19 protein-coding genes, 1 tRNA gene and 1 pseudogene are annotated in these 22,618 nt (G+C 67.2%); 2 read left to right on the forward strand and 19 right to left on the reverse strand.

From position 1 onward, the window contains the following. Window positions 1–270: 270 nt before the first annotated feature. The 14 genes from QWL29_RS05310 to QWL29_RS05375 form a co-directional block, all read right to left on the reverse strand. A complete protein-coding gene (locus QWL29_RS05310; protein WP_305821841.1) occupies window positions 271–1,050 on the reverse strand; it encodes a glycosyltransferase family 2 protein in 780 nt (259 codons plus the stop codon). Beyond that, window positions 1,040–2,350, reverse strand: coding sequence for a glycosyltransferase family 4 protein (locus QWL29_RS05315; protein ID WP_305821842.1), 1,311 nt, complete (start codon window positions 2,348–2,350; stop codon window positions 1,040–1,042). The genes QWL29_RS05310 and QWL29_RS05315 overlap by 11 nt, the downstream gene beginning before the upstream one ends. Window position 2,351: 1 nt before the next feature. Then, window positions 2,352–3,878: a lipopolysaccharide biosynthesis protein gene (locus QWL29_RS05320; RefSeq protein WP_305821843.1), complete on the reverse strand. Its 1,527-nt coding sequence runs from the start codon at window positions 3,876–3,878 to the stop codon at window positions 2,352–2,354. Window positions 3,879–3,894: 16 nt separating this feature from the next. Then, window positions 3,895–5,403 (reverse strand): O-antigen ligase family protein, encoded by a 1,509-nt coding sequence (locus QWL29_RS05325; protein ID WP_305821844.1) that lies wholly within the window; start codon window positions 5,401–5,403, stop codon window positions 3,895–3,897. Continuing rightward, window positions 5,400–6,194, reverse strand: a complete 795-nt coding sequence (gene epsI, locus QWL29_RS05330; RefSeq protein ID WP_305821845.1) for an exosortase-associated protein EpsI, B-type — start codon at window positions 6,192–6,194, stop codon at window positions 5,400–5,402. The genes QWL29_RS05325 and epsI overlap by 4 nt, the downstream gene beginning before the upstream one ends. Beyond that, entirely contained in the window at window positions 6,191–7,129 is a 939-nt protein-coding gene (gene xrtB, locus QWL29_RS05335) for an exosortase B (protein WP_305821846.1), read from the reverse strand. The genes epsI and xrtB overlap by 4 nt, the downstream gene beginning before the upstream one ends. Next, entirely contained in the window at window positions 7,130–7,996 is an 867-nt protein-coding gene (gene epsG / locus QWL29_RS05340) for a chain length determinant protein tyrosine kinase EpsG (protein WP_305821847.1), read from the reverse strand. 9 nt (window positions 7,997–8,005) lie between these two features. Next, window positions 8,006–9,415 (reverse strand): chain length determinant protein EpsF, encoded by a 1,410-nt coding sequence (epsF, locus tag QWL29_RS05345; RefSeq protein WP_305821848.1) that lies wholly within the window; start codon window positions 9,413–9,415, stop codon window positions 8,006–8,008. A 13-nt stretch (window positions 9,416–9,428) separates the two neighbouring features. Further along, window positions 9,429–10,217 carry a polysaccharide export protein EpsE gene (gene epsE, locus QWL29_RS05350; RefSeq protein WP_305821849.1) on the reverse strand — a complete coding sequence of 263 codons (789 nt, stop codon included), beginning with the start codon at window positions 10,215–10,217 and terminating at the stop codon, window positions 9,429–9,431. Between the two features lie 28 nt (window positions 10,218–10,245). Beyond that, on the reverse strand, window positions 10,246–11,319 hold the full coding sequence (locus tag QWL29_RS05355) for an EpsD family peptidyl-prolyl cis-trans isomerase (RefSeq protein ID WP_305821850.1): 1,074 nt from the start codon (window positions 11,317–11,319) through the stop codon (window positions 10,246–10,248). 30 nt (window positions 11,320–11,349) lie between these two features. Further along, a complete protein-coding gene (gene fcl, locus QWL29_RS05360; protein ID WP_305821851.1) occupies window positions 11,350–12,324 on the reverse strand; it encodes a GDP-L-fucose synthase in 975 nt (324 codons plus the stop codon). Window positions 12,325–12,526: 202 nt separating this feature from the next. Beyond that, window positions 12,527–13,909, reverse strand: coding sequence for an undecaprenyl-phosphate glucose phosphotransferase (locus QWL29_RS05365; protein WP_305821852.1), 1,383 nt, complete (start codon window positions 13,907–13,909; stop codon window positions 12,527–12,529). A gap of 10 nt (window positions 13,910–13,919) precedes the next feature. Further along, window positions 13,920–15,116 carry an XrtB/PEP-CTERM-associated polysaccharide biosynthesis outer membrane protein EpsL gene (epsL, locus tag QWL29_RS05370; RefSeq protein ID WP_308634911.1) on the reverse strand — a complete coding sequence of 399 codons (1,197 nt, stop codon included), beginning with the start codon at window positions 15,114–15,116 and terminating at the stop codon, window positions 13,920–13,922. Between the two features lie 231 nt (window positions 15,117–15,347). Continuing rightward, on the reverse strand, window positions 15,348–17,261 hold the full coding sequence (locus QWL29_RS05375; protein WP_305821854.1) for an ATP-binding cassette domain-containing protein: 1,914 nt from the start codon (window positions 17,259–17,261) through the stop codon (window positions 15,348–15,350). Window positions 17,262–17,484: 223 nt separating this feature from the next. On the opposite strand from QWL29_RS05375, the gene QWL29_RS05380 reads away from it, so the two are divergent. After that, window positions 17,485–17,559: transfer RNA gene (locus QWL29_RS05380), tRNA-Arg, on the forward strand. 6 nt (window positions 17,560–17,565) lie between these two features. On the opposite strand, the gene QWL29_RS05385 is transcribed toward QWL29_RS05380, so the two are convergent. Continuing rightward, window positions 17,566–18,615 (reverse strand): sugar-transfer associated ATP-grasp domain-containing protein, encoded by a 1,050-nt coding sequence (locus QWL29_RS05385; RefSeq protein WP_305821855.1) that lies wholly within the window; start codon window positions 18,613–18,615, stop codon window positions 17,566–17,568. A 261-nt stretch (window positions 18,616–18,876) separates the two neighbouring features. On the opposite strand from QWL29_RS05385, the gene QWL29_RS05390 reads away from it, so the two are divergent. Beyond that, entirely contained in the window at window positions 18,877–19,515 is a 639-nt protein-coding gene (locus QWL29_RS05390; RefSeq protein WP_305821856.1) for a DedA family protein, read from the forward strand. A 59-nt stretch (window positions 19,516–19,574) separates the two neighbouring features. Here the strand turns inward: QWL29_RS05390 and QWL29_RS05395 are convergent, their stop codons facing one another. The 4 genes and pseudogenes from QWL29_RS05395 to QWL29_RS05410 all read right to left on the reverse strand — a co-directional run bounded on the left by QWL29_RS05395 (window position 19,575) and on the right by QWL29_RS05410 (window position 22,612). Beyond that, on the reverse strand, window positions 19,575–20,087 hold the full coding sequence (locus QWL29_RS05395) for a MarR family winged helix-turn-helix transcriptional regulator (protein WP_305821857.1): 513 nt from the start codon (window positions 20,085–20,087) through the stop codon (window positions 19,575–19,577). After that, window positions 20,077–20,493: an AMP-binding enzyme gene (locus QWL29_RS05400; protein WP_308634929.1), complete on the reverse strand. Its 417-nt coding sequence runs from the start codon at window positions 20,491–20,493 to the stop codon at window positions 20,077–20,079. Before QWL29_RS05400 ends, QWL29_RS05395 begins: the two co-directional genes overlap by 11 nt. Window positions 20,494–20,631: 138 nt before the next feature. Next, window positions 20,632–21,797: pseudogene (locus tag QWL29_RS05405) on the reverse strand (AMP-binding protein); the annotation flags it as partial. Window positions 21,798–21,907: 110 nt separating this feature from the next. Further along, window positions 21,908–22,612 carry a response regulator gene (locus QWL29_RS05410; protein ID WP_305821858.1) on the reverse strand — a complete coding sequence of 235 codons (705 nt, stop codon included), beginning with the start codon at window positions 22,610–22,612 and terminating at the stop codon, window positions 21,908–21,910. Window positions 22,613–22,618 lie beyond the last annotated feature (6 nt).

Raw genomic sequence — 22,618 nt, forward strand, 5'->3', positions numbered from 1 at the left:
CCGATATTGCCGACGATCGACGCTTTTACTGAACCCATGTCGACCGCTACAAATTCATGTTACCGCAGTAAGAAATTGAACAGCGGCAACTTTTTTCCCGAAATCATCCTTTTTTTGTGTGCATCGCAGAAATCCAACGCCAGAATATTAAGCTTGTTTCAGCATCATTTTCACAGTGGCAATAGCTGTGTTGTGTTCACAAAGACGCTCTGCCAACTTTCGTTTTTGTACAGGCAAGTTACCGAAAATGCGGCGCACGCCGGCATGTTTTCAGGTGGGGGCCGCGCGCAAGGCGCGCACGCGTTTCAGGTAGCGCAGGCAGTAGATGGCGAACGCGAGCGGCGCCTTGCGCAGGTAGCGGCGCCGCACCGTGAACTCTTCCTGACGCGCGCGCAGCTTGTTGGCGCTGGACACGCTGCCGGCATGCTCGCGGAACACCGTCAGCGGCCGGGCGATCTGGACCGGCGTTGCATGCGCGGCCAGGCGCAGCCAGAGGTCGATGTCCATCGCATAGCGCAGGCCCTCGTCGAACAGGCCCACCTGCGCGAACAAATCGCGCCGCACGAACACTGCCGGATGGGCGATCGCCGCGTGGCCGGAGGCATAGGCCCGGTAGCTGAACGGACGCATCGGGTAGGGTTCGGCCAGCCGGCCATCCTTCAGCACGCGCACCTGGCCCACCACCCAGGCCGCGCCGGTTTCCTCGATGCAGCGCGCCACCCTGTCCAGCACGTCGGGGGCGGCATAGTAATCGTCGGAATGCAGGTGGGCGATGTAGTCGCCGCGCGCGGCCAGGATGCCGGCATTCATGGCGCGGCTGATGCCGCCGTCGACGCCGTGCAGCACGCGCCTGGCGACCGGGTGGGCGTCGATCAGGCCGAGGGTGGCGTCGCTGGAGCCGGCGTCGACGAAGATGTGCTCGAGGTCCTGGCAGCTTTGCGTGCGCACCGAGGCCAGGGTGTCGGCCAGGGTCGCGGCGCTGTTCCAGGTGCAGGTGACGATCGAGAAGCGCGGCGGCTTCGGGGGTGTATTCAGCAGTTCATTCGGCATACAGCTCCAGCAGGCGGGGAAGGATGTGGGCGGCGTCGGCGCCGAACGCGGCCGCGCGGGATGGCCGGGCCGGCGCCGTAGCCAGTTGGCGGCGCACGCGCGCGACCAGGTCGGGCATGCTCCAGGCCAGCTGCAGCTGGCCCGGATACTGCTGGTAGGCGGCCAGTTCCGGCGTGCCGCCGCGCGCCAGCGCAATGCAGGGCCGGCCCAGGGCCAGCGCTTCCAGCACGGTGGTGCTGCAGGCTTCTTCGCAGACCGAGGGCACCACGCACACATGGGCGCTGGCAGCCAGCGAGAGCGCACCCGGATAGTCCTGCCAGCCGAGGAAGCGCACGCCCGACCCCGCATGGCGGCTTTCGAGCAACCGACGCTGGGGACCGTCGCCGGCCACCAGCACCTGCGCCAGCTCGGGCAGGCGCCCCGCGGCGGCGGCCAGGAATTCGCCGAAGCCCTTGCCGGCATCGACCCGGCCGACCAGCACCACACGCCCCGCCACCGGCGCCAGCGCGCCATCGACGGTGGCGGCCAGGCGCGGATAATCGACGAAATTCGGAATCACGCGGCAGCGCGCCAGGTCGGCGTGCGGCACGGCGCGCAGGAACTGGCGCTGCAGGAAGTGCGAGACGAACACGGTCTTGTGCATGGCAAAGGCGCGCGCGGTCTGCTCGCGGTAACGCCGCACCGCCACTGCCGTGACGCTCTTGCGCAGCGCACCGGCATGCGCGCAGATGCAGGCCGAGCAGTCGCGCGGCGCCAGCGTGGTGCAGGGCGTGTCGTCGCGAAAACGCAGGTGGGTCAGGCATTCGCTGCCCTGGTCGTGGCGAGTCTGCACATAGTTCATGCCCGGCGCCACATGCAGGCCCACCATCGGCAGATGGCCATGGTAGTGCACGATGTCGGCGTCGGCGGCATGGCGGTTGATGGCGGTGCCGATCTTGCGCGCAAAATAAGGGCGCTTCAGCGGATTGAAGACGCCGAGCTGGCTTTCCTTCCAGCCCGGATGGGCGTAGTCGAAGCCGGGCACGAAGGCGCCGTGGAAGCCGATCTGGCGGGCGGAATGCGCGGCGCCGTCGGCAGCATGGCCGGCGCCGCCCGTGTTGCGGCCTCCGGTGTTGTTGCCGATGTGATTGCCGCTGTGATTCCCGTTCTGATTGTCGTGTTGATTGGCGCGGTCGTTGCGGCCGAGGATGCGCACCTCGTGGCCGCGCGCCAGCAGGGCATTCCCGAGCGTGACCACGTGCTTGCCGAGGCCGCCGATCTGCTCGCCGGGCAAGTCTTCGGACACGAGCAGGATGCGCACCCTAGCCTCCCGCCCGCGCCCGCGCCCGCGCCCGCAGCCGGAACCGCAACTGCGCCCAGGCCCAGCGCCGGTCCTCGCGCTCGGCGACCAGCACGCCGGCCAGCACCAGCAGGACCAGGGTCAGCGCCAGCACCAGCACGAAGTCGAGCGCGCCGCGGTGCAGCCAGGCTTCGGCCAGCGCCGCCGCCAGCGCCACGCCGGCGGCGCCCGCCATGCCCGGCAACAGGCCGTGCGTGCATAGGCGGACCAGCGAAGTCGGCACCGTGCGCCCGTGCACGAAGACCAGGAAAGCGCCCGTGAACAGCACCGAAGCGATCAGGTGACCCCAGGCTGCCCCGGCGATACCCCACCCTGCCACGCCCAGGTAGACGACCAGCAGCCCGGCCAGCGCACGCGCCACCGCGAACAGGCCGGAGACGCGCGGATGGCCCATGCCGTCGTTCACCAGCGACGGCAGGCTGGTGAGGGAATCGACGAATTGGGCCAGCGCCATCAGCGCCAGCACGGCGGCGCCATGTGCGGCGAAATCCGGGTTCATCCAGTAGCGCAGCAAGGGTTCGGCGAACACCGCCAGCAGCACCAGCATGGCCGCGTTCAGGTAGACCACGTAGCGGGTCGCCTTCAGGTAGGCGTGGTCCAGGCGTGCCAGCTCGCCGCCCGCGGCCAGCATGCTCGCCGCCGGGAAGAACACGCCGGACAGGCGGAAGCTCAAGCCCAGCACCCGGTTCGCGAGCGTGGCCGCGACCGTGAAATAGGCCAACCCGGTGACCCCGACCAAGGCCCCGATGATGAGCTTGTCGGCATGGGCATACGACAGCGCGGCAAAACGCGACAGGAAGGAATAGGCGGAAAAGCCGAGGATGCCGCGCCGCAGCGCGCGCCCGGGCCAGCGCCAGTGCAGGCCCGGCAGCAGGCGGACGATACCGCGCCACAGCAGCAGGCAATGAATGGCGCTTGCCGCCACGCGCAGCGCGATGATCTCGAACAGGCCATATCCCAGCATCAGTACGCCAACCGTCAGCAGCGGCACCAGGGTGCCGAATACCATCTCGAGCCGGCCCGATACATCGAAGCGCATCAGCGCCTGCGGCACGCTGTGCAGGTAGCTTTGCAACTGGCCGACGAAGAAGCCGAGCGCAGCCAGCTGCAGGCTGGCGACGGCGTCGGCTGCCAGGTGCGGCGGCACCGCGAATACCCCCGCGACCAGGAAGCGGGCGCCGAACAACAGGCCGCAGCCGCCGAGCGCGCCGATCAGCGCGTAGATGGCGGCGCCGAAGCTCAGCGTGCGGGCGATCTGCTCGTCCTCGGCACGCGCATGCTGGGCGGCAATGTATTTCACCGAGCCGGCGGTGACGTTGATGTCGATGACGGCGAAATAGCCGACGATGGCCGTCACCAGCGCATACAGGCCGTAGTTGGCCTCGCCCAGGCCGGCCACGACCAGGGGCACGGTGGCCAGGGCCGCCAGCGCCGGCACCGCTGCTCCGAGCAGGTTCGACCAGGCATTCCGGAACAGGCGCAGTTGCATGGCGGTCTTGGTGCGCTCAGGCCGGCACAGGCTGGATACGGGCGCGCGGCGCCACCATGCGCAAGGGCAGCGCAGGACGCGCCGCGGCGGCCAGCGCCACATAGGGCAGCGCCAGCGCGATGGCCAGCATTTGCGTGGTGCGCACCTGCGGGAAAGGCGTGCCGACCAGCACGTCGGGAATCATGAAGGCCAGCGCCGCCGCGCCCGCGGTGCCCAGCGGCAGCAGCTCCGGCGGCAGGCTGTGCAGGGCACGGCGCGCGGCCAGCACGAAGGCGACCACCGTTCCGGCCAGCAGCGCGATGCCGGGCAGGCCGCTTTTCAGGGCCACGTGCAGGATCCCGCTGTGCAGGAACAGGCCGCCGTCCGGATTGGCTTGCCAGGAAATCTGCTCGTAGCCCGAATAGCGGCCCCAGGAGCCGATGCCGGTGAAGGGTTTTGCCAGGATATCGCCCAGCACCAGCTTGAGTTCCAGCACACGCTCGCTTTCCGGGCCGAAGCGGCGCGACTGCATGTCGTAGAACAGGCCGCTGCCGCCGCGCGTCTGGCCGAGGCGGCGCAGGGCCGCATAGCCGAGCGCGGCGCCGGCCAGGGGCAGCGCCGCCAGCGCCAGCTGCAGCCGGCGCCGGATCGGGAAGCGCAGCATCACGATGGCAAACCCGAGCATGAAGCCGAACCAGGCGCTGCGCCGGTAGGACAGCACGATGCAGGCGGCGGTGGCGCCCAGGGTCAGCCACTCGAGGAGGCGCCAGAGCGTGGCGCGCCGCACCTGCGCGGCCTGGAACAGCTGCACCGCGGCAATCGAAAAGGCGAGCATGCACAGCAGGCTGTCGTTGATGTCGAAGAACGTCAGGCGGATGCGGATCGCGTTCATGTTCGCGTACACATTGTTCGGGTCACCACCGAAGGCAGCCCAGCGCCCCAGCCCGAACAGGGCGCGGCCCAGGCCAGCGAGCATCACGAAGCGGGCCAGTTCCAGTGCCTGCTCGCGGGTGCGGAACGCGAGCAGCATCAGGGCTATCAGCGCGCCCATCCAGACGATGTTCGAGAAGCCGGACGGCGCCAGCGCGTCCTTGAGCGGTACGCCGGCGACGAAAGCGGCGCCGGCGTGGCAGGCCAGCAGCACGGTCCAGCCCCAGAACCAGGGCAGCAGGTTGCAGGACGCTGTGCTCCCGGAAACCGGCGCCTGCGCCCTGCCCGGCATGCCTCCCTGTGCCCCGCCCGGCGCCCGGCCACCGCTGAAGCCTGCCGCGATGCGCGCGCAGCACCAGGCGCCCAGCACGTACCACAGCACCACCGGAAACAGCAGCATGCCCGAGCCGCGGCTGTAGACGCCGGGGCTGGCGAACACGGACAAATTGCCGTAGCTGGTCGAATTCATCCAGAAGAAGATGCACAGGTAGGGATAGACCAGCAGGCGCGGCCACACCAGGCCGAGGCCAATGCCGAGCACGGCAAGCAGCGCCAGCAGCACCACGACAATAAACGGGAGCGAGGTGAACAGGTACTGGAGCAGGGTTTCGCTCATCGCGTTTTTTGCTCCATGGCTTGCTGCGCCTGTTGCTGGGAGTCTTGCTGAGCCTCCCGCTGCAGCGGTTGCTGCCCGGCGGATCCGCTACCCTGCCCGGCCGGAACTGGATCCGAAGCGCCGATCAGGCGTGCGCGGCTGGGCGCATCGAGGCTGGCCAGCAGCTCGGCCACGAACTGGTCCTGCAATGCGTAGGCGCGGGTGTCATCCACGGCAATGCTGGACACCCGCACCAGCATCCCGTCGGGAATCTCGCCCGACAGGCCGTAGGCCAGGCGCCGCAGCTTTTGCTCGATGCCCGAGCGCGTGGCCTTGTCGCCGATCGTGATCCAGTAGGTGATCGGCTCGTTGCGTTGCCCCTGGCGCGCCACCAGGCGCTTGACCGGCAGCGCGCCGTGGTGCGTGGCCAGGCTGCCGGCGCCGTCGCGCACCAGCTGGAAGCCCTGGGCCACGTAACAGACTTCGGGCAGGTGCAGCTGCAGCGCCTTGCTCTGGTCGCCGCCATAGGCGATCGACAGCATCACGCGCCGCCCCGCCGCATCGATGTAGGTGCGCGACAGGGTCTGGTCGTACAGTTTCTTGAGCATGCCCTGCTGCTCGGGATCGGGCGTGAGCGGGACCACGCTGGGGTCGAGCTGCCAGGCGCCGAAGCGCTGCGGGATCATGGTCTCGAGCTGGAACGGCGCCTGGTCCTGGGCCAGCTTCACGCCGGGCGTGAGCGCGCCGGTGAGCGCCGAGGTGCCGGCCATGCCCAGGCCGAGCACCAGGCTGGCCAGGAAGCGGCGGTTCATCCTTCCCCTCCCCTGCGCCGCGCGACATACCATTGCAGGCCTGAATCCACCGCGAGGATCAGCACCAGCGCGGTGAGGAACAGCACCATGCCGGCAAAGCCGTGCAGGAAACCCTGGCCGGCGGCGTCGCCCAGGTAATAGGTGACCAGGGTCAGGGTGATCACGCGGATCACATTGGCGGAAAACGAGATCGGAATGATCAGGATCGCCAGGCCAATGTTGCGAAAGGCCGAAGGATGGCGCATCAGGTTCAGGTAGAACAGGCCGAGCGCCTCGAGCGTGAGCAGGGTCTGCAGGCCGGCGCAGGCGTCGGCCACCAGCAGCTGGTACTGGCCGATCTGCAGGATCACGCCGGAGCGCGCGATCGGGTAGCCGGCGGCAAACAGCAGGTGTTCGGTGGCCCAGGACACGGCCATCTTCATGGGCATGGTGACGGCAGCCACGACCTCGCTCGGCAGCGGCACCATGAACAGCATGAAGAAGAACGGGAACCACAGCACGCGCAAGACGTGCGCGCCCAGCTTGGCCAGCACGACCGCGGCCAGCACCACGATGATGGAACCGATCTCGAACATCAGTATCTGCTGCGAACGGCCCAGCAGGTACAGCGCCAGGCCCAGCGCCAGCAGGGGCCAGGCCAGCCAGGACGGTGCGGCCGGCCTAGCCAGGGCGTCGGGCCACTTGCGCCAGCCCAGCCACAATGCCAGTGCGAAGATCATCGGCCCATGCGCCTGTTCTTCGCCGATCCAGGCGCCGGTGAACAGGGAATACATGGTCGGCAGGAACAGCGCGGCCAGCCCGGCCAGCACTGGCCACCATTCGGGCAAGGCTGTGCGCAAGCCGGCACACAGGCGTGCCTGCAGCGGCGGGCTGCCCGCCGCAGGCGCCGCTGGTGCCGCCTGTGTTGCCGGGCCGGGACGCACCTGGGTCGTCATTCAGAACTCCATCACCACCGCGCCGACCACCTCGGCCCCGGCCTCGGCCAGCTGTTCGGCCATGCGCGCCAGCTGGGCCACGCGGGTATGGTCCTTGTGCACGGCCAGCAGCACGCCGCCGGCGCGCGCCGCCACCGCCAGCGCATCGGCTCCGGCGCCGAAGGGTGCGAGGTCGTACAGCACCACGTCGTAGCGGCTGGCGAGCGAGGCATCGAGCGTGCGGAAGGTGTCGCGGCTGAGCAGCTCCTGCGGGTTCGGCGGCAGCGTGCCGGCCGGCAGCACCGAGAGATCGACGAAGCCGCCCACGCGCAGTACCACGTCGAGGTCGGCACGCCCCGCCAGCAGGTCGGACAAGCCCTGGCGGGCACGCAATCCGAACACTTCGTGCTGACGCGGCGCGCGCAAATTGGCGTCGACCAGCAGGGTCTGCTCGCCGAGCTGGGAAAACACCACGGCTAGGTTGGCTGCGAACAGGGCTGCGCCGTCTTCGGGATCGGCTCCCAGCACGGCCAGCGCGCGGTGCCCACGCGCGAACCAGCGCAGCATCAACTGGCTGCGGATCGCGCGCAGCGACTCGACCTGCGGAGAAAACGGCTCGTAGGCAGCCACCAGGCGCGGCGACAGGTTCGCCTGCCCTTTCGGCAGATACGGGTAGGCGAACTGGCGCGCCAGCGCTTCCTGGACGTCGTCCTCGCTCACCAGGCCCAGGCGCACGGCGGCCTCGCCGAAACGGATGCCGAGATCCTTCTGCATGCGCAAGGCGCGCTCGGCGCCCTCGAGCGTGAGCTTGCCGGCGTCCACCAGCAGGGCGCCCATGCTGGAATCGAGGGGATCGACCGGCAGCGGCGACAGGATAGGGGAATTCATCGATAGCTCCTAATTCAGGCGCAGCAGGCGGCGCGGCGTCATCAGGGCGCGCAGGCCGCCCCGCGGGCGCGCCGGCTGCCAGGCCACCGTACCCAGCACCGGGATGCCGAGCAGTTCCTGGACGTCGCCGCTGGAACGCACCGGACGGTTCAGCAATTCGAGCAGCAGCGCCAGCCCGACGCCGAGCACGGTGCCGAGCAGCACCGCCACCAGGGTGTTGAGCAGGATGCGCGGGCCGGAAGGCTCGGCCGGGGGCACGGCGGGATTGAGCACGGCGATGTCGGACTGCTCGGACTGGGCCTCGATGCGGGTCTGCGAAAAGCGTCCGCTGGCGGCGTCGAAAGCACGCTGGGCGCTGTCGAGGTCCTTCAGCAGCACGCCAAGTTCATCGCGCGTGCGGTTCAGCTCCAGCACCTTGGCCTTTTGCGCGGCCAGTGCGTTGCGCAAATCTTCCTCGCGCTGGCGCAGCACCTGGGCATTGCCGCCGACGCTGCGCGAGACGGTCGCCAGCGCCGCATTCAGGTCGGAACGCATCTTGCCCACTTCGGCGCTGGCGGCCTGGTAAGCCGGGTGGTTGCGGCCGTAGCGCGCGCTGCTTTCGGCCAGCTTGGCCTCGGCCGCCGACAGCGACACGCGCAGGTTCTGGATCAGCGGATTGTTGGCGACATCCGGCGACTGGGCATTGCCACCGCCGGCCATGCGCTCGCGCGAAGTGGCTTCCAGCGCCAGCGTCTGCGCCGCCACCAGTTGCGACGACAAATCGCTCAGGCGCGAGAGTTCGATGTCGACCCGGTTGTTGTCGAGGCTGACGATACCCTTGTCCTGCTGATACTTGGACAGGCGCGCCTGCGCGGTTTCCACGTTGTCGCGCAATTGTCTGGTCTGCTCATTGAAATAGCTTGACGCCTTTTTCATCGGCTCGGTTTTCAGGCGCACGCTGACGTTCTGGTATTCCTCGGCAAAGGCGTTCGCCACCGCCGCCGCGAAGCCCGGGTCGGCGCCCTTGAAGCTGATCTCGACCACGCTCGATTCGCGCGAGGGCTTGATGTCGAGCTTGCGCAGCAGCAGGTCAGCCAGCCAGTCGCGCACCGTGCCGCGGCCCTCGGTCGCCTCCTGGAACTGGGCGATCACGGCCGGGTTGCTGGCCATGCGCAGGCGCTCGACCACGCGCAGCGCCACGTTCTTGCTGCTGATGATGTCGATCTGGGTCGCCATGTAGCCGGGCAGCAGCTGCCCGGGCATGGTCAGGCCGGTGAGCGGATCGACGCCCTTGTAGTTCAGCAGCACCGAGGTGGTGGCGGTATAGGTCTTGCCCTGGACCAGGCTCCAGCCCAGCGCCAGCAGGATGGTGGTGCACAGGGTGGCCAGGATCAGCTTCCTGCGCGCGAGCAGCAGCAGGAGGAATTGGTAGAGGTGCATGGCGTGCTCCCGCTCAGAACCAGCTTTCGCGCACCGTGATCACATCGTCGACCTGCACCGGGTCGCTGGCGCGGGCTTCGAGGGTGACCGGGTTGCCGGCGGCGTCGCGGCGCGTGATGCGCAGGCGGCTGTCGCTGCCGCGCGGGGTCAGGCCGCCGCCGGCGGAGATCGCCTGCTGGACCGTCATGCCGCGCTCGATGCGGAAGGCGCCGGGCCGCTGCACCTCGCCGGTGACGTAGGCGCGCGGCGCGCGCTCGACGAAGATGATGTCGCCGCCGGCTACCTCGTAGTCCTTGTCGAGTTCACCCTTGCGCACCATGTCGACCACATCGATGGTCTCGCGCGTGGTCTTGCCGTCGCGCGTGCGCACCAGGCTGATCAGGTCGCCGCCGTCGGCGCTGGCGCCGCCCGCCATGGCCAGCAGGTCGAGCACCTTGCGCCGGCCCTCGACCGGATAGCGCCCGGGACGGTTGACCTGGCCCAGCACCGACACCTGCTGGCTGGCCAGGGTGGTGATGATCATGTTTACTTCGGCCTTCTTCAGGTAGCCGCCCTTTTCCAGCAGGCTGCCGATCTTGCGCTCGGCGGCGGCCACGGACAGGCCGCCGATGCCGACCTGGCCCAGCAGCGGAAAGGTGATCGCGCCGCTTTCGCTGACCCGCGTTTCGATCGACAGGTCGGGGCTGCCGTAGACCGACAGGCGCACCACGTCGCCCGGGCCGAGCAGGACTTCGGCGGCGCTGGCCACGCCTGCGCCCAGTGCCAGCACGGCCGCGGCCATCCAGTGTGCAAGTGGTTTCATGTTTCCTCCTGTATGCGTCTGGTCGGATTCATTTCAGGCCAGCCACGCCGCGGTCGACGGCGGCATGGTCGGCTGCGGGCGCCACCGCATCCGGGGCTGCGGCATCGGCCATCCCGCCAGGCGGGTGGTCCTTTGCCATGTCCTCGGCCATGCCCCCTGCGGCGCCCGGCGCCAGGCCTTCCTGCGCCGGTGCAACGCCGGCCGCGGCACTTGGCGCCCCAGCCGCGGGGGCGGTCATGCTGGCCGGCGCCGCCTTCGGTCCTGCGGCCAGGTCCTTGTTCAGGTACTCGATTTTCGCGTGCTGGCGCAGGCGCTCGACCTCGGCCGCGGCGAGTTCCTTGTTCTTGTTGCTCATCAGGTATTTTTCGATCTGAGGCGCGGCCACTTCCAGCGGCACCGGGGCATCGCGCACATCGGCCACCGCCAGCAGCATGGCGCGCTCGCCTTCGCGCACGCTGAACAGCTGGTTCTTCGGCATGCCCAGCAATTTCTTGGAGAGCTGGGGATTGAGCTGGGAGGTGCTGCGCGTGACCTGGGCGCGGCCGTACTTGACCTGGTGCGCATCGAGCCAAACCGCCACTTCTTCCAGCGAACGGGCGGCGTCGGCGGCGGCGCGCGCCTCGGGCGTCAGGTCCTTGGCGGCGAGCACCAGCTGGTCCATCTGGAACTGCTTGCGGTTCGAGAAGAACTCGGGATGCTGCTTGAAGTAATCCTCGACCTCGGCCGGCGTGGGCCGCGCGACGTTCGCCAGGCGCTTTTGCATGTAGGCCTGGGCCACGATCAGCGAACGCGCCCTTTCGATGGCCTGCACGACCTTCGTGTCGCGGTCGAGTTTCTCCTGCTCGGCAGCGCCCTCGAGCAACTGGCGGTCGATCAGCGCCTGCAGCAGCTGCTTGCTGGCTTCCTGCTGGCGCGCCGCGGGCACGCCGGCACGCTGGATTTCCTCGTTCAGCTGCAGCACGGTGATTTCCTCGCCGTTGACGCTGGCGAGCGCCTGGCCCGGTTTCGATTCCTTTTCCCGGTCGCCACAGCCGGCCAGTACCGCCGCCAGCAGGATGACGGCCGGAAGCGATGCCTTGCGGGCCTGATGAATGTTGTTCAAGATGACTCCTCGTGAATGGAACCTGCCGCTTCAGGCCGGCGTCTCCATGGCCTGCGTTTCGAGAAATGCCGCGTAGGCGCGCCGCAATCCTTCGCGCAGGGGCGTGCTGGCGCGCCAGCCCAGTGCATGCAGCTTCGATACGTCGAGCAGCTTGCGCGGCGTGCCGTCCGGGCGCGAGGTATCGAACACGATGCGCCCCGTGTAGCCGACCACGTCGCTCACCAGCCCGGCCAGTTCGGCGATGCTGACATCCACGCCGGTGCCCACGTTCAGGTGCGAATGCATGGGATCGGTCGTGCCGCGGTAGACTTCAAGCGGAAGATTCATCACGTGCACGCTGGCGGCGGCCATGTCGTCGACGTACAGGAATTCGCGCATCGGCCTGCCGCTGCCCCAGATCGCGACCTCGGGCACGGCGCCCACCCTGGCTTCGTGGAAGCGCCGGATCATGGCCGGGATCACGTGGCTGTTCTCGGGGTGGTAGTTGTCGCCCGGCCCATACAGGTTGGTGGGCATGACGCTGCGGTAGTCGGTGCCGTACTGGCGGTTATAACTCTCGCACAATTTAATGCCGGCGATCTTGGCGATCGCATACGGCTCGTTGGTCGGTTCCAGCTCGCCGGCCATCAGGTAGTCTTCCTGGATCGGTTGCTGCGCCAGGCGCGGATAGATGCAGGACGAGCCGAGAAACAGCAGCTTTTGCACGCCTGCGCGCCAGGCTTCGTGGACGACGTTCGTTTCCACCTGCAGGTTGTCGTAGATGAATTCGGCGGGATAGGTATTGTTGGCGTGGATGCCGCCCACCCTGGCCGCCGCCAGGTAGACCTGGTCGATGCGCTCGCTGCGGAAGAATGCGCGTACCTGGGCCTGGTCGGTCAGTTCGAGTTCGTCGTGGCTGCGCATGACGAGGTTGGCGTGGCCGCGCGCAAGCAGTGCGCGCACGATGGCCGAGCCGACCAGGCCGCGGTGACCGGCAATATAAATGCGGGGATCGGAATGATTCAAGCTGCCCTCCTGGTGGGAACGCGTCGCGATTGCGGCAAATAATGCGAAGGAGCAAACCCATCCGCACACGCGTACGGTTGGGCACAATACCGTTGCAAGCCTACCCGTCGAACGCAGCGCAACCTTTGACAAGGATCGAAGCGTACAAAGGCCGAGAAATGAACTCCGGATTCCCTCAGCTGTCGCGCGCCGGCGCTTCGTCTTAAAACGCGTTCTCACGCGTCAAAACAACCTTGACTGTCTTTAAAATGATCCACAGATCCAGCCACAGCGACCAATTACGCAGGTAGTCGAGGTCGTGCTGGATGCGCGCTTCCATCTTGTCGAGCGTGGCCGTTTCGCCGCGCAAGCCGTTCACCTGGGCCCAGCCGGTGATACCCGGCTTCACTTTGTGGCGCAGCATGTAGCCCTTGATCAGTTTCCTGTACTGCTCGTTATGGGCGACGGCATGCGGGCGCGGCCCGACAATGCTCATCCGCCCTTGCAGCACGTTAACGAATTGCGGCAGCTCGTCGAGCGAGGTGCGGCGCAGGAAGCGGCCGACCGGCGTCACCCGCCCGTCGTTGCGGCGCGCCTGGACGATGTCCTTGCCGTCGTCCAGGCTGGTCATCGAGCGGAACTTGTAGACCCAGATTTCCTCGCCGTACAGGCCGTAACGGCGCTGCTTGAAAATCACCGGCCCCGGCGAAGTCCACTTCACCGCAGCCGCCACCGCCAGCATCAGGGGCGCCAGCCCGACCAGGATGAGGCTGGCAAGCACGATGTCGCTGACGCGCTTGACCAGCCCGTTCAGGCCCATGAAGGGGCTCTCGCGGATCGCGATCACCGGCATGCCGCCGACGTTGTCGAAGCGTGCCTGCATCAGGTCGAATACGTAGACGTCGGGCAGGAAATACACCGAGGCCGTGGTGTCCTGGAGTTCGTCGATCAGGCGCCGGATGCGCGGCTGCGCCGACACCGGTTGGCTGATGAAGATCAATTTGATGTTGTGCGCGCGCACGTACTGGCTCAGCTCCGACATCCTGCCCAGCATCGGGTGCCGCAAGCCGGGCGGATGGCGCTCGCCGGCGCGGTCGTCGAAGAAGCCGTGCACCTGCATGAACAGGTTCGGGTGGCGGTCGCAGATGGCGGCGAACTTCAGGCCGACATCGTTGGCGCCGACCACCACGGTCGAGCGCACTTCGCGGCTGCGGCCGGGCCGGCCGGCCGCCAACCGCACCGCGATATGGCACACCAGCAAGGTGCTCGGCGCGGCGATCGCCCAGGCCAGCAGGACGCGCGCGTCGTAATAGTATTTCAGGCCGCTGGCCGAGCCGAGGAAGTACAGCACGCCCACCGTGAGGCACCAGCCGAACAGGGTATCGCGCGCATACGCCAGCATGCGCCCGCTGCGCCAGGTGCGGTAGGGGTCGACGTGCTGATAGACGGCCGAGGAAATGAAGAAGGCTAGGATCATCAGCACCAGCAAATAGCCGGAAAACGGTTCGTTGAAGGCCATCGACGACGCGTACAGGGACCCCATGATGATCAAGGGATCCAGCACGCGCTGGAAAAACGAAATGATCGGAATGTCATTGACCGTCATTGCCTGGTCTTCAGAACTGTCCGCTGGCGTTGATGGCAAAGGACTGCGACTCGAACTTGCCGATGCCGAGCAGGCGCGAGCCGCTGCGCGCCTGGTAGAACCAGCCGGCCGACAGCGAGATGGCCTGGCGCGGCGCCCAGGTCGCCTTCAGGCTGGCGGTGCGTAGCGCATCGTCCAGGCCGCCGGGGGCGGACAGCCCCGCGCGCGCGTTATAGTCGCGCTTCTCGTAGGCCGCGTCCGCTTCCACGCGCAGCTTGGCGCGCGCATCCCAGGTGGCGCCGGCGCTCGCTCCCTTGTTCAGGGTATAGCTGACGACCGTGCTTTCGATCGGCGCGAAGTCGCGCCAGAGCGAGGCGCGGTAATGCAGCTTGCCGCTTGGGTCGTGCAGCAGCGTCACCCGGCCGTTGGCGCCGCTCGTGCGCCCACTGCCGAACGAAGGCTGCTTGCGGCGCGCATAGCCGGCCAAGGCCTGGACCGTGGTGGCGCCGCTCGCCTTCCAGTCCACGCGCGCCTTCAGTTCGTCCTGGGTGAAGTCGTCGGTCAGCGGACCGAGGGAAAATGGGCGCCGGTTCGGATAACTGCCCTCGATGCGGCGCAGCACCAGCCCGACCGCGCTGCCGCTGCGGGCCAGGTAGCGTCCTTCGAGCTCGGCTACGTCTTCGGTACGGTCGTTGAAGGCCTGGGCCGCCAGTGCGTAGTCGTACTTATCGCGCGAAAAGGCGGCGTGCGCTTCCCAGCGCGGATGCAGTTTCCAGCCGCCCTCGAAAAAGCCGCGGCGCTGCTCCCGCAGGTTGCGCTGGTCGCTGCGAAAATCGGTGTACGGCGCCAGCGTCTGCGCATGGACGACGCCGAGCTGGCCCTCGAAACGGTTGCCGAGCTGCCAGTACCAGGTACCCTGGATGTCGCGCCCGTCGTAGTCGAGCTGGCGAAAATGGTCGAACTTTACCTTCGACAGCTTGGCGTGGGCGACCAGGCGCTGGCGGCTGATCGTGCGGTCGTAGACGGCGCCGGCTTCCAGGGTGCGCCAGGAATCGGAGCGCCCGTTATCGAAGGCCGGCGCGTCGTCGGGAATACGCAGTAGATTGTCGTCGTAGGCCCAGCCGATGCGACCGTACAAATCGAGTCCTGTGCCGGGCACGGCAAGCGCCGGACCGCAAACGAGTGCCCCGGCCAGGAGCGCAGGTGGGCGCAGGCAAAATCGCGACATGGTGTTCGTCTCGGAAAGCGCTGCGTCGGGCGGGAAACCGGCGCCGCTTTCCATCGCCATGCACGCAGGCGGTGATGGCAGGGAGACGAGCACAGCGGTTCCGGCGCGGACCGGAGCAGCGGCGATCCGACACGCCAAAGCCGATACTGACGAAACCCCTGAAATGCGATCTGTGCTGGATCAACGCGACCGGGGTTGCACGCTGGCGCCCCGGTCAGGATCGCAGCCGGGTCAGGCGTCGCCGCGGGCGCGCGCCTCGATTTTTTCCCAGCGCTCCAGCGCTTCCATCAACTGTTCGTCGATTTCGCTGAAGCGCGCGTTGATGCGGCGCGCATCGGCCGGATTGGTTTTATAGAAGTCCGGCGCGTTCAGCTGGGCCGTGATCAGGGCCTGCTCGTCCTCGAGCGAGGCGATCAGCTTGGGCAGCTCTTCCAGCTCGCGCTGTTCCTTGTAGCTTAGCTTCACTTTCTTAGCGGCAGCCGAGGCCTCGGCAACCGGCGCCGGTGCGGCCTTGGCTGCGGCCGGAGCCGGAGCTGCCGTCTTCGGCTCGATTGCCTTGACCCGTTCCCAGTCGCTGTAGCCGCCCACGTATTCGCGCCACTGGCCCTGCCCTTCGGCCACGATCACCTGGGTCACGACATTGTCGAGGAAGGTGCGGTCGTGGCTGACCAGGAATACGGTGCCGGTGTACTCCTCGAGCAGCTCTTCCAGCAGCTCCAGGGTGTCGATGTCGAGGTCGTTGGTCGGTTCATCGAGCACCAGGCAGTTGGCCGGCTTGGCGAACAGGCGCGCCAGCAGCAGGCGGTTGCGCTCGCCACCAGACAGCGACTTCACCGGCGAACGCGAACGCTCGGGCGCGAACAGGAAGTCGTTCAGGTACGTCATCACGTGCTTGCGCTGGCCATTGACTTCGACCCAGTCGCTGCCCGGCGAAATCGTGTCGGCCAGGCTGGCCTCCTCGTTCAGCTGGGTGCGCATCTGGTCGAAGTACGCCACGTTCAGCTTGGTGCCGAGGCGGGTGGTGCCGCTGTCGGCGCTTTCCTCGCCCAGGATCATCTTCAGCAGCGTGGTCTTGCCGGCGCCGTTCGGCCCGATCAGGCCGACCTTGTCGCCGCGCAGGATGGTGCCCGTGAAGTTGGTGACGATGACTTTCTCGCCATACGCTTTCGACACGTTTTCCAGTTCCGCCACGATCTTGCCGGAACGCTCGCCGGTGCCGACGTCGAGCTTGATCTGGCCTTGCGTATCGCGCCGTGCGACGCGCTGCAGGCGCAGGGCTTCCAGGCGGCGCACGCGGCCTTCGTCGCGGGTGCGGCGCGCCTGCACGCCCTTGCGGATCCACACTTCTTCCTGGGCCAGGAACTTGTCGAACTTGGCATTCTCGACTTCCTCGTTGGCCAGCAGTTCGCGCTTGCGTTCCTGGTAGGTGGAGAAATTACCGGGGAACGACAACAGGCGGCCACGGTCGAGCTCGATAATGCGGGTCGCGACGTTGTCGAGGAAGCTGCGGTCGTGGGTAATGAACAGGACCGAGCCGCGGAATTCGCGCAGCAAGCCTTCCAGCCACATGATGGACTTGAAGTCCAGGTGGTTGGTCGGTTCGTCGAGCAGCAGGACGTCGGGCGCCGAGACCAGGGCCACGGCCAGCGCCACGCGCTTTTGCATGCCGCCCGAAAGCGTGCCCATCTTCGCATCGCGCGCCAGGCCCAGGCGGTCGAGGGTGGTGTCGACCTTGTTGCCCAGGTTCCAGCCATCGGTGGCGTCGAGCTTTACCTGGATCACATGCATGCGCTCCATCAGCGCCTCGTCGTCGCCCTGGCCGAACTGCCCGGTCAGCGCTTCGTATTCGGCGAGCATGCCCTGCAGCTCGCCCATGCCGGCGGCAACGGCGTCGAACACCGTCGATTCGGGATCGAAGGTCGGCTCCTGCTCGACATAGGCGATCTTGATGCCCTGCTGCATGACCAGCAGGCCATCGTCGAGCTTGAAGCGGCCGGCGATGGTTTTCAGGAGCGAGGACTTGCCGGTGCCGTTGCGGCCGATCAGGCCGACGCGCTCGCCGGTTTCGAGGGAAAAGTCCGCGTGGTCGAGCAATGCGACGTGGCCAAAGGCCAATTGTGCGGACGAAAGGGAAATGACAGCCATAATCTGTATGCGGGCCGCTCGACACTCGGGATCGAGCAGCGGCGCGGCGAATCAATTGAAAGAAGCCGACATTGTACCGATTGCGGCACGCCTACTTCCAAAGAATCCGCTTTCCTCGGCTATAATTGCACTCGGTTCACGATACCGGCCTGCTTTGTGCAGGGTCCGCTCGCCGAACTGCAGGCCTGCCCTGCTTTCGTGCCGCCCCGGCAGCACGCGCGTCCTCCCCGTAGCACAATGGATAGTGCACATGCCTCCTAAGCGTGGGATACTGGTTCGATTCCAGTCGGGGGGACCAAACGCCTCAGCGCCCTTCGCTCCACGGCCCGCTGCGCATCATCCAGCGCCGTACGACATTCTGCGGTTTCGGTTCCCGGAACAATCTCCACCATGTTTCATCCGCAATGCCGCGTCCCGAGGCCAGTTGCAACACGTCCACGTCTCCGCCTGAATTCACCTCGATGGTTTGCGGCCCTTCGTCCGTAAAGGCAATATCCCAGGACTGGTACATGATGCCGGGGAACAAGGGTGCGGCGCGCAGGCACATCGCGACCGCCTGCTGCCAGTCGGGCAGCGTGCAGCCGATGATCGGCTGGCCGGTGTCCGGGTGCGCCGGGATTGGCTCCAGGCGTGAGCCTTTCCTCCCGATGACATTGAACAGCACACCGGTGTCGACGTCGATGGCGCCCAGCAAGTTGCCGGTAGCGCCGTGCCGGAAGTTATCGATCATGTTCTTGCCGACCGGGATACGCAGCACTGCGCGATGGACCAGCGGCCCGCTGTCGTCGACCCGCACCACCACGCGCGCCGTCGCCAGGCGCGGGCCGAAGCGCGCGTCGAGTTCCGGATGCGGACGCGCCACGCTTTGCAGCATGATGCCTTCGCGGCTCAGCCAGCGCTTGAAATACTGCTCGACGGCGATGGTTTCGCCATTACGCAGTTGCAGTATGCCATCGGCATAACCATCGACCCCGACCGAGCCGGCGCCGCCGTTACCGGCAATCGGCTTCATGAAGACCGGGAAGACTGCCCGGGTGGCCAGGTAATCCGTCACCTCTTCCACGGAGCGCAGCGACACGGCGCCGGGAAAGCTGCGCGTCGGATGGCCGATCGCCTGGATCGTAGGGAAGGGAAAGTCGTGCAGGCGCAGGATGCCATAGGCAATCAGCTTGTCGGCCGTGAGCGCTTGCGCACGCAGGTCGTTGTTCGAGGTCGTGGCCGTCGACGACTTTTCGCCCAGGAACTGCGATTTTTCTTCCCAGCTCATGCCTGCCAGGCTGTACATGTCGTATTCCTTGGGCGTGAGGCGATTCGGCGGCCGGCGCAGCTGGGCTATTTCGTAAGCGCGTTTCATTAATACATCTCCGGGAAGCACTGTTCTTAATAAAATTGCTATGCTAACCAGCGGGCGAGCGCTTGTCCAATTGAATGCACCATTCTGGGGAGAAATGCTGCCGACCCAGCCCCCGGCTGGTGCAGCTTTGCCCCATTCAGGCTCGGGTAAACGATATACATCGTTTGGCGCGCGATTGCTGCCAAGCGTGCCCTGCCGAACATAAAGCCGCCGCGTTCGCGGTTAGGATGGCCCTACCCACTGGCCTGGAGGACGGCGTCCATGTTCGACTTCATCACGAATTTCTTGGAGAAAAGCGGCTATCTCGGCGTCTTTGCGCTGATGGCGCTGGAGAATATCTTCCCACCGATTCCGTCCGAGATGATCATGCCCTTCGCCGGCTTCGTTGCCGCGCGCGGCGATTTGAACGTGGTCGGCGTGCTGGTCGCCGGCACCGCCGGTTCGGTGGTCGGCGCCCTGCCCTGGTATTACGCGGCCAGGGTGTATGGCTGCGAGCGCCTGAAGAAGCTGGCCGGGCGCCACGCACGCTGGCTGACGATCACGCCCGACGACATCGACAAGGCGCTCGACGCCTTCCACAAGCACGGCAAGAAGGCGGTGCTGTTCGGGCGCCTGGTGCCGGCCGTGCGCACCCTGATCTCGGTGCCGGCCGGGCTCGGCAACATGAACCTGGGCCAGTTCCTGCTGTATTCGACGATCGGCTCGCTGGCCTGGACCGGCCTGCTGACGGCAGCCGGCTTCCTGCTCGAAGACAATTACAAGGACGTGGCGAAGTACGTCGACCCGGTATCGAAGACCATTCTCGGCGCAATGCTGGCCTGGTACCTGTACCGCGTGGTCACCTACAAGCCGGCGGCCAAGGATACGTCCAACGCGCAGAAGCAGCACGAACGTACCTGAGCACACTGCCCTGAAATAAACTGGCAGCAAGCCGGCGCGGCAAGCCGACGCAGCCAACCTTATGCCCCGCCGCGCTCGTCCAGCCCCGCCTTCATCCCGCTTAGCAGCGAGATCAATTGCTCCTTGTCCTGGGGCGCCACATGCCCCAGCAATTCCTCGACCCAGCCTTCGTGCACCCTGGCCATGGCGCCGAACGCCGCCTGGCCGGCAGCGGTGAGCCTGACGGCAAAGGCGCGCTTGTCCTGCGGGTCGGGCACGCGTTCCACCAGGCCCTCGCGTTCGAGCTGGTCGGTGATGCCGGTGATGTTGCCGCCGGTGACCATCATGCGCCGCGACAGTTCGCCCATGCGCAGGCCTTCGGGATGGCGTTCCAGCTGGGCCATCAAATCGAAGCGCGGCAGCGTGATGCCGAAGCTGGTGCGCAAACGGCTGCGGATCTCGTTCTCGATGCGCACGGTGCACGACAGCATGCGCAGCCACAGCTTGAGCGACTGGTGGTGGTTGCTGCTCAGGCGCGTGGCCAGGTCGAGCCCTTGTGGTGTAATCGGTTCCTGCCTGTCTTCATCCTGCATTCTGCGCCGGCGCCGCTTCGGCGCGTAGTTTGAAACGCTGCAGTTTACCGGTTTCGGTGCGCGGCAGTGCGTCGCGGAACACGATGCGGCGCGGATATTTATACGGTGCGATCCGGCGCTTGGTAAATATGCGGCGCGGATATTTATACGGTGCGATCCGGCGCTTGGTAAATTCCTGCAGTTCGCACGCCAGCGCCGCATCGGCTTCCTGCCCGGCGCGCACGACCACGTGCGCCTCCACCACCTGCCCGCGCTCCTCGTCCGGGCGTCCGATTACCGCGCATTCGGCCACTGCCGGGTGGCGCAGCAGCGCTTCCTCGACCTCGACGCCGGCGATGTTGTAGCCGGCCGAGATGATCATGTCGTCCATCCGCGCGCGGTAATAGAAATAGCCGTCGCCGTCCATCTCGTAGGCGTCGCCGGTCAGGTTCCAGCCATCCTGCACGTAGTCGCGCTGACGCGGGTCGGCCAGGTAGCGGCAGCCGGTCGGTCCCTTCACGGCCAGGCGCCCGATCACGCCCGGCCCCACCGGCTTGCCCTCGGCATCGAGCACGCAGGCCTGGTAGCCCGGCACCGGCTTGCCGGTGGCGCCGGGGCGGATTGCGTCACCGGCCGCGGAAATGAAGATGGGCAGCATCTCGGTGGCGCCGATGCCGTCGATCATGGCCAAACCGGTTGCCGCCTGCCAGGCCTCGCGCGTGGCCAGCGGCAGCGCCTCGCCGGCCGAGATCGTGCGCGTGAGGCTGGACAAATCGTGGCTGGCTGCCAGCTGCGCCATTGCCGGTAGAAGGTCGGCGCCGTGAAGCAGACCGTGGCGTGCTCGGAGGCGATGGCGGCCAGCAGGGTCTCGGGCGTGGGCTTTTCGATCAGCACCGCAGCCGCGCCCACGCGCAGCGGGAACAGCAGCAGCCCGCCCAGCCCGAAGGTAAACGCCAGCGGCGGCGTGCCGATGAAGATGTCGTCGCCCCGAGATTGCAGCGTGTGTACCGGGAAGCAGTCGCAGATCGCCAGCAGGTCGCGCTGGAAGTGCATCGTGCCTTTCGGGATGCCGGTGGTGCCCGAGGTGAAGCTGATCAGGCAGACGTCGTCGGCCGCGGTGTCGGTGGCCGCGAACGGATCGCCGTGGCGCGCCATCAGCTGCTCCAGCGCGGCCGGGTCGCCGGGGGCGTCGAACAAGGTCAGCGGCGGCATGCCTTCACCCAGAATTTCTTGCAGGGCGTCGACTTCGGCGCGCAGGCCGGCGGCGCACAGCACCACGTCTACCTGCGCCTTGGCGGCGATGGCGCCAAGTTCGCGCGCGCGCAGCAGCGGCATGGTCGGCACCGCGATGCAGCCCGCCTTGAACACGGCCAGGATCGCCGCCGCCATCGTCGGGCAATTCGCGCCGCGCAGCAGCACGCGCTTGCCCGGCACCAGCTGCAGGTCGCGCCGCAGCACGTGGGCGATGCGGTCGACCTGCGCTGCGAGCTCGGCGTAGCTCAGGCGCTCGCCCGCGCCGATCAGGGCAGTGCGCATGCCCCAGCCGCGCGCCAAGGCCGCATTCAGCAGTTCGACGGCGCAGTTGATGCGCTGCGGGTAGCGCAGCGCCGGGAGATCGAACAGGAAGTCGGGCCATCCGCCGGGTGGCGGAAGATGGTCGCGGGCAAAGCCGTCGACGTGCGAGGAAGGACTGAGTGCTGCTCTGGGTTCTACCGTCTGCGCGCTGGTCATGGTCGTCCCGGTTGGTGGTCAGCCGATATCCGGGAGATACTTTAAGTCTAAACCATCTTTCCGACAAGCGAATTGTCGGGATGGCTCGCTCGTCCGATTCGGCCCTCCGTTCAGGCCTCGCCCACGCGTTGCGCCTGGCGTTCGACCGCCGCCCGGGCCGCGGCCAGCGCCTCGGCCACCCCGGCGGGCGCCAACAATTCACGCGCCTGCGCCAGGCGCGCCGCCGCGGCGTGCAGGCCGAGCGTGGTGCAACCCTCTTCCAGGCGCGCCAGGCGTGCGCGCGCGGCCGGCGGGTCGGGCAGCAGTGCTTCCAGGCTGGCCGCCGTGTCGTCGAGCTGGCGCGCCAGGCCGCCGAAATACAGCCGCAGGCGCGCCAGGTCGATGCCGAGGCGGCGCGCGCTGTCCTGCGGCGTCTCGGCCTGCCCCAGGCCAGCCAGCCAGGGCCGCAGCTGCTCGACGCGGAAGGGCTTGACCACGTAGCCGTCGGCGCCCAGCGCGGCTGCTTCGTTCATGGTGTCGGCGTCGTTGGCGGCCGAGACCAGCACGAAGGGAATCGCGGCCAGCTGCGGGTGCGCCTTGAGCCGCGCCAGCAGCTCGGTGCCCGACAGGTGCGGCATGCGCAGGTCGCAGAACACCATCGCCGGACGCAGGCCGCCCTCGAGCTGGCGCCAGGCGTCGGCGCCGTCTTCCGCTTCCAGGATGGCGAAGCGGCCGCAGGTATCGACCAGGTGCATCAGCATCATGCGCGAGACCACGTCGTCGTCGACGACCAGCACCTGCGGCACCTGCGGCATATCGTTACTTGTTGAAGACATCGGTTC

It is taken from the genome of Massilia brevitalea (assembly GCF_030711405.1).
Lineage (GTDB): Bacteria > Pseudomonadota > Gammaproteobacteria > Burkholderiales > Burkholderiaceae_D > Telluria > Telluria brevitalea.

Coding starts and splice junctions, on each gene's coding strand:
- QWL29_RS05310 (WP_305821841.1), bottom strand. CDS start 1,050: ATGCCGAATGAACTGCTGAATACACCCCCGAAGCCGCCGCGCTTCTCG.
- QWL29_RS05320 (WP_305821843.1), bottom strand. CDS start 3,878: ATGCAACTGCGCCTGTTCCGGAATGCCTGGTCGAACCTGCTCGGAGCA.
- QWL29_RS05325 (WP_305821844.1), bottom strand. CDS start 5,403: ATGAGCGAAACCCTGCTCCAGTACCTGTTCACCTCGCTCCCGTTTATT.
- epsI (WP_305821845.1), bottom strand. CDS start 6,194: ATGAACCGCCGCTTCCTGGCCAGCCTGGTGCTCGGCCTGGGCATGGCC.
- xrtB (WP_305821846.1), bottom strand. CDS start 7,129: ATGACGACCCAGGTGCGTCCCGGCCCGGCAACACAGGCGGCACCAGCG.
- epsG (WP_305821847.1), bottom strand. CDS start 7,996: ATGAATTCCCCTATCCTGTCGCCGCTGCCGGTCGATCCCCTCGATTCC.
- epsF (WP_305821848.1), bottom strand. CDS start 9,415: ATGCACCTCTACCAATTCCTCCTGCTGCTGCTCGCGCGCAGGAAGCTG.
- epsE (WP_305821849.1), bottom strand. CDS start 10,217: ATGAAACCACTTGCACACTGGATGGCCGCGGCCGTGCTGGCACTGGGC.
- QWL29_RS05365 (WP_305821852.1), bottom strand. CDS start 13,909: ATGACGGTCAATGACATTCCGATCATTTCGTTTTTCCAGCGCGTGCTG.
- epsL (WP_308634911.1), bottom strand. CDS start 15,116: ATGTCGCGATTTTGCCTGCGCCCACCTGCGCTCCTGGCCGGGGCACTC.
- QWL29_RS05375 (WP_305821854.1), bottom strand. CDS start 17,261: ATGGCTGTCATTTCCCTTTCGTCCGCACAATTGGCCTTTGGCCACGTC.
- QWL29_RS05385 (WP_305821855.1), bottom strand. CDS start 18,615: ATGAAACGCGCTTACGAAATAGCCCAGCTGCGCCGGCCGCCGAATCGC.
- QWL29_RS05390 (WP_305821856.1), top strand. CDS start 18,877: ATGTTCGACTTCATCACGAATTTCTTGGAGAAAAGCGGCTATCTCGGC.
- QWL29_RS05395 (WP_305821857.1), bottom strand. CDS start 20,087: ATGCAGGATGAAGACAGGCAGGAACCGATTACACCACAAGGGCTCGAC.
- QWL29_RS05400 (WP_308634929.1), bottom strand. CDS start 20,493: ATGGACGGCGACGGCTATTTCTATTACCGCGCGCGGATGGACGACATG.
- QWL29_RS05410 (WP_305821858.1), bottom strand. CDS start 22,612: ATGTCTTCAACAAGTAACGATATGCCGCAGGTGCCGCAGGTGCTGGTC.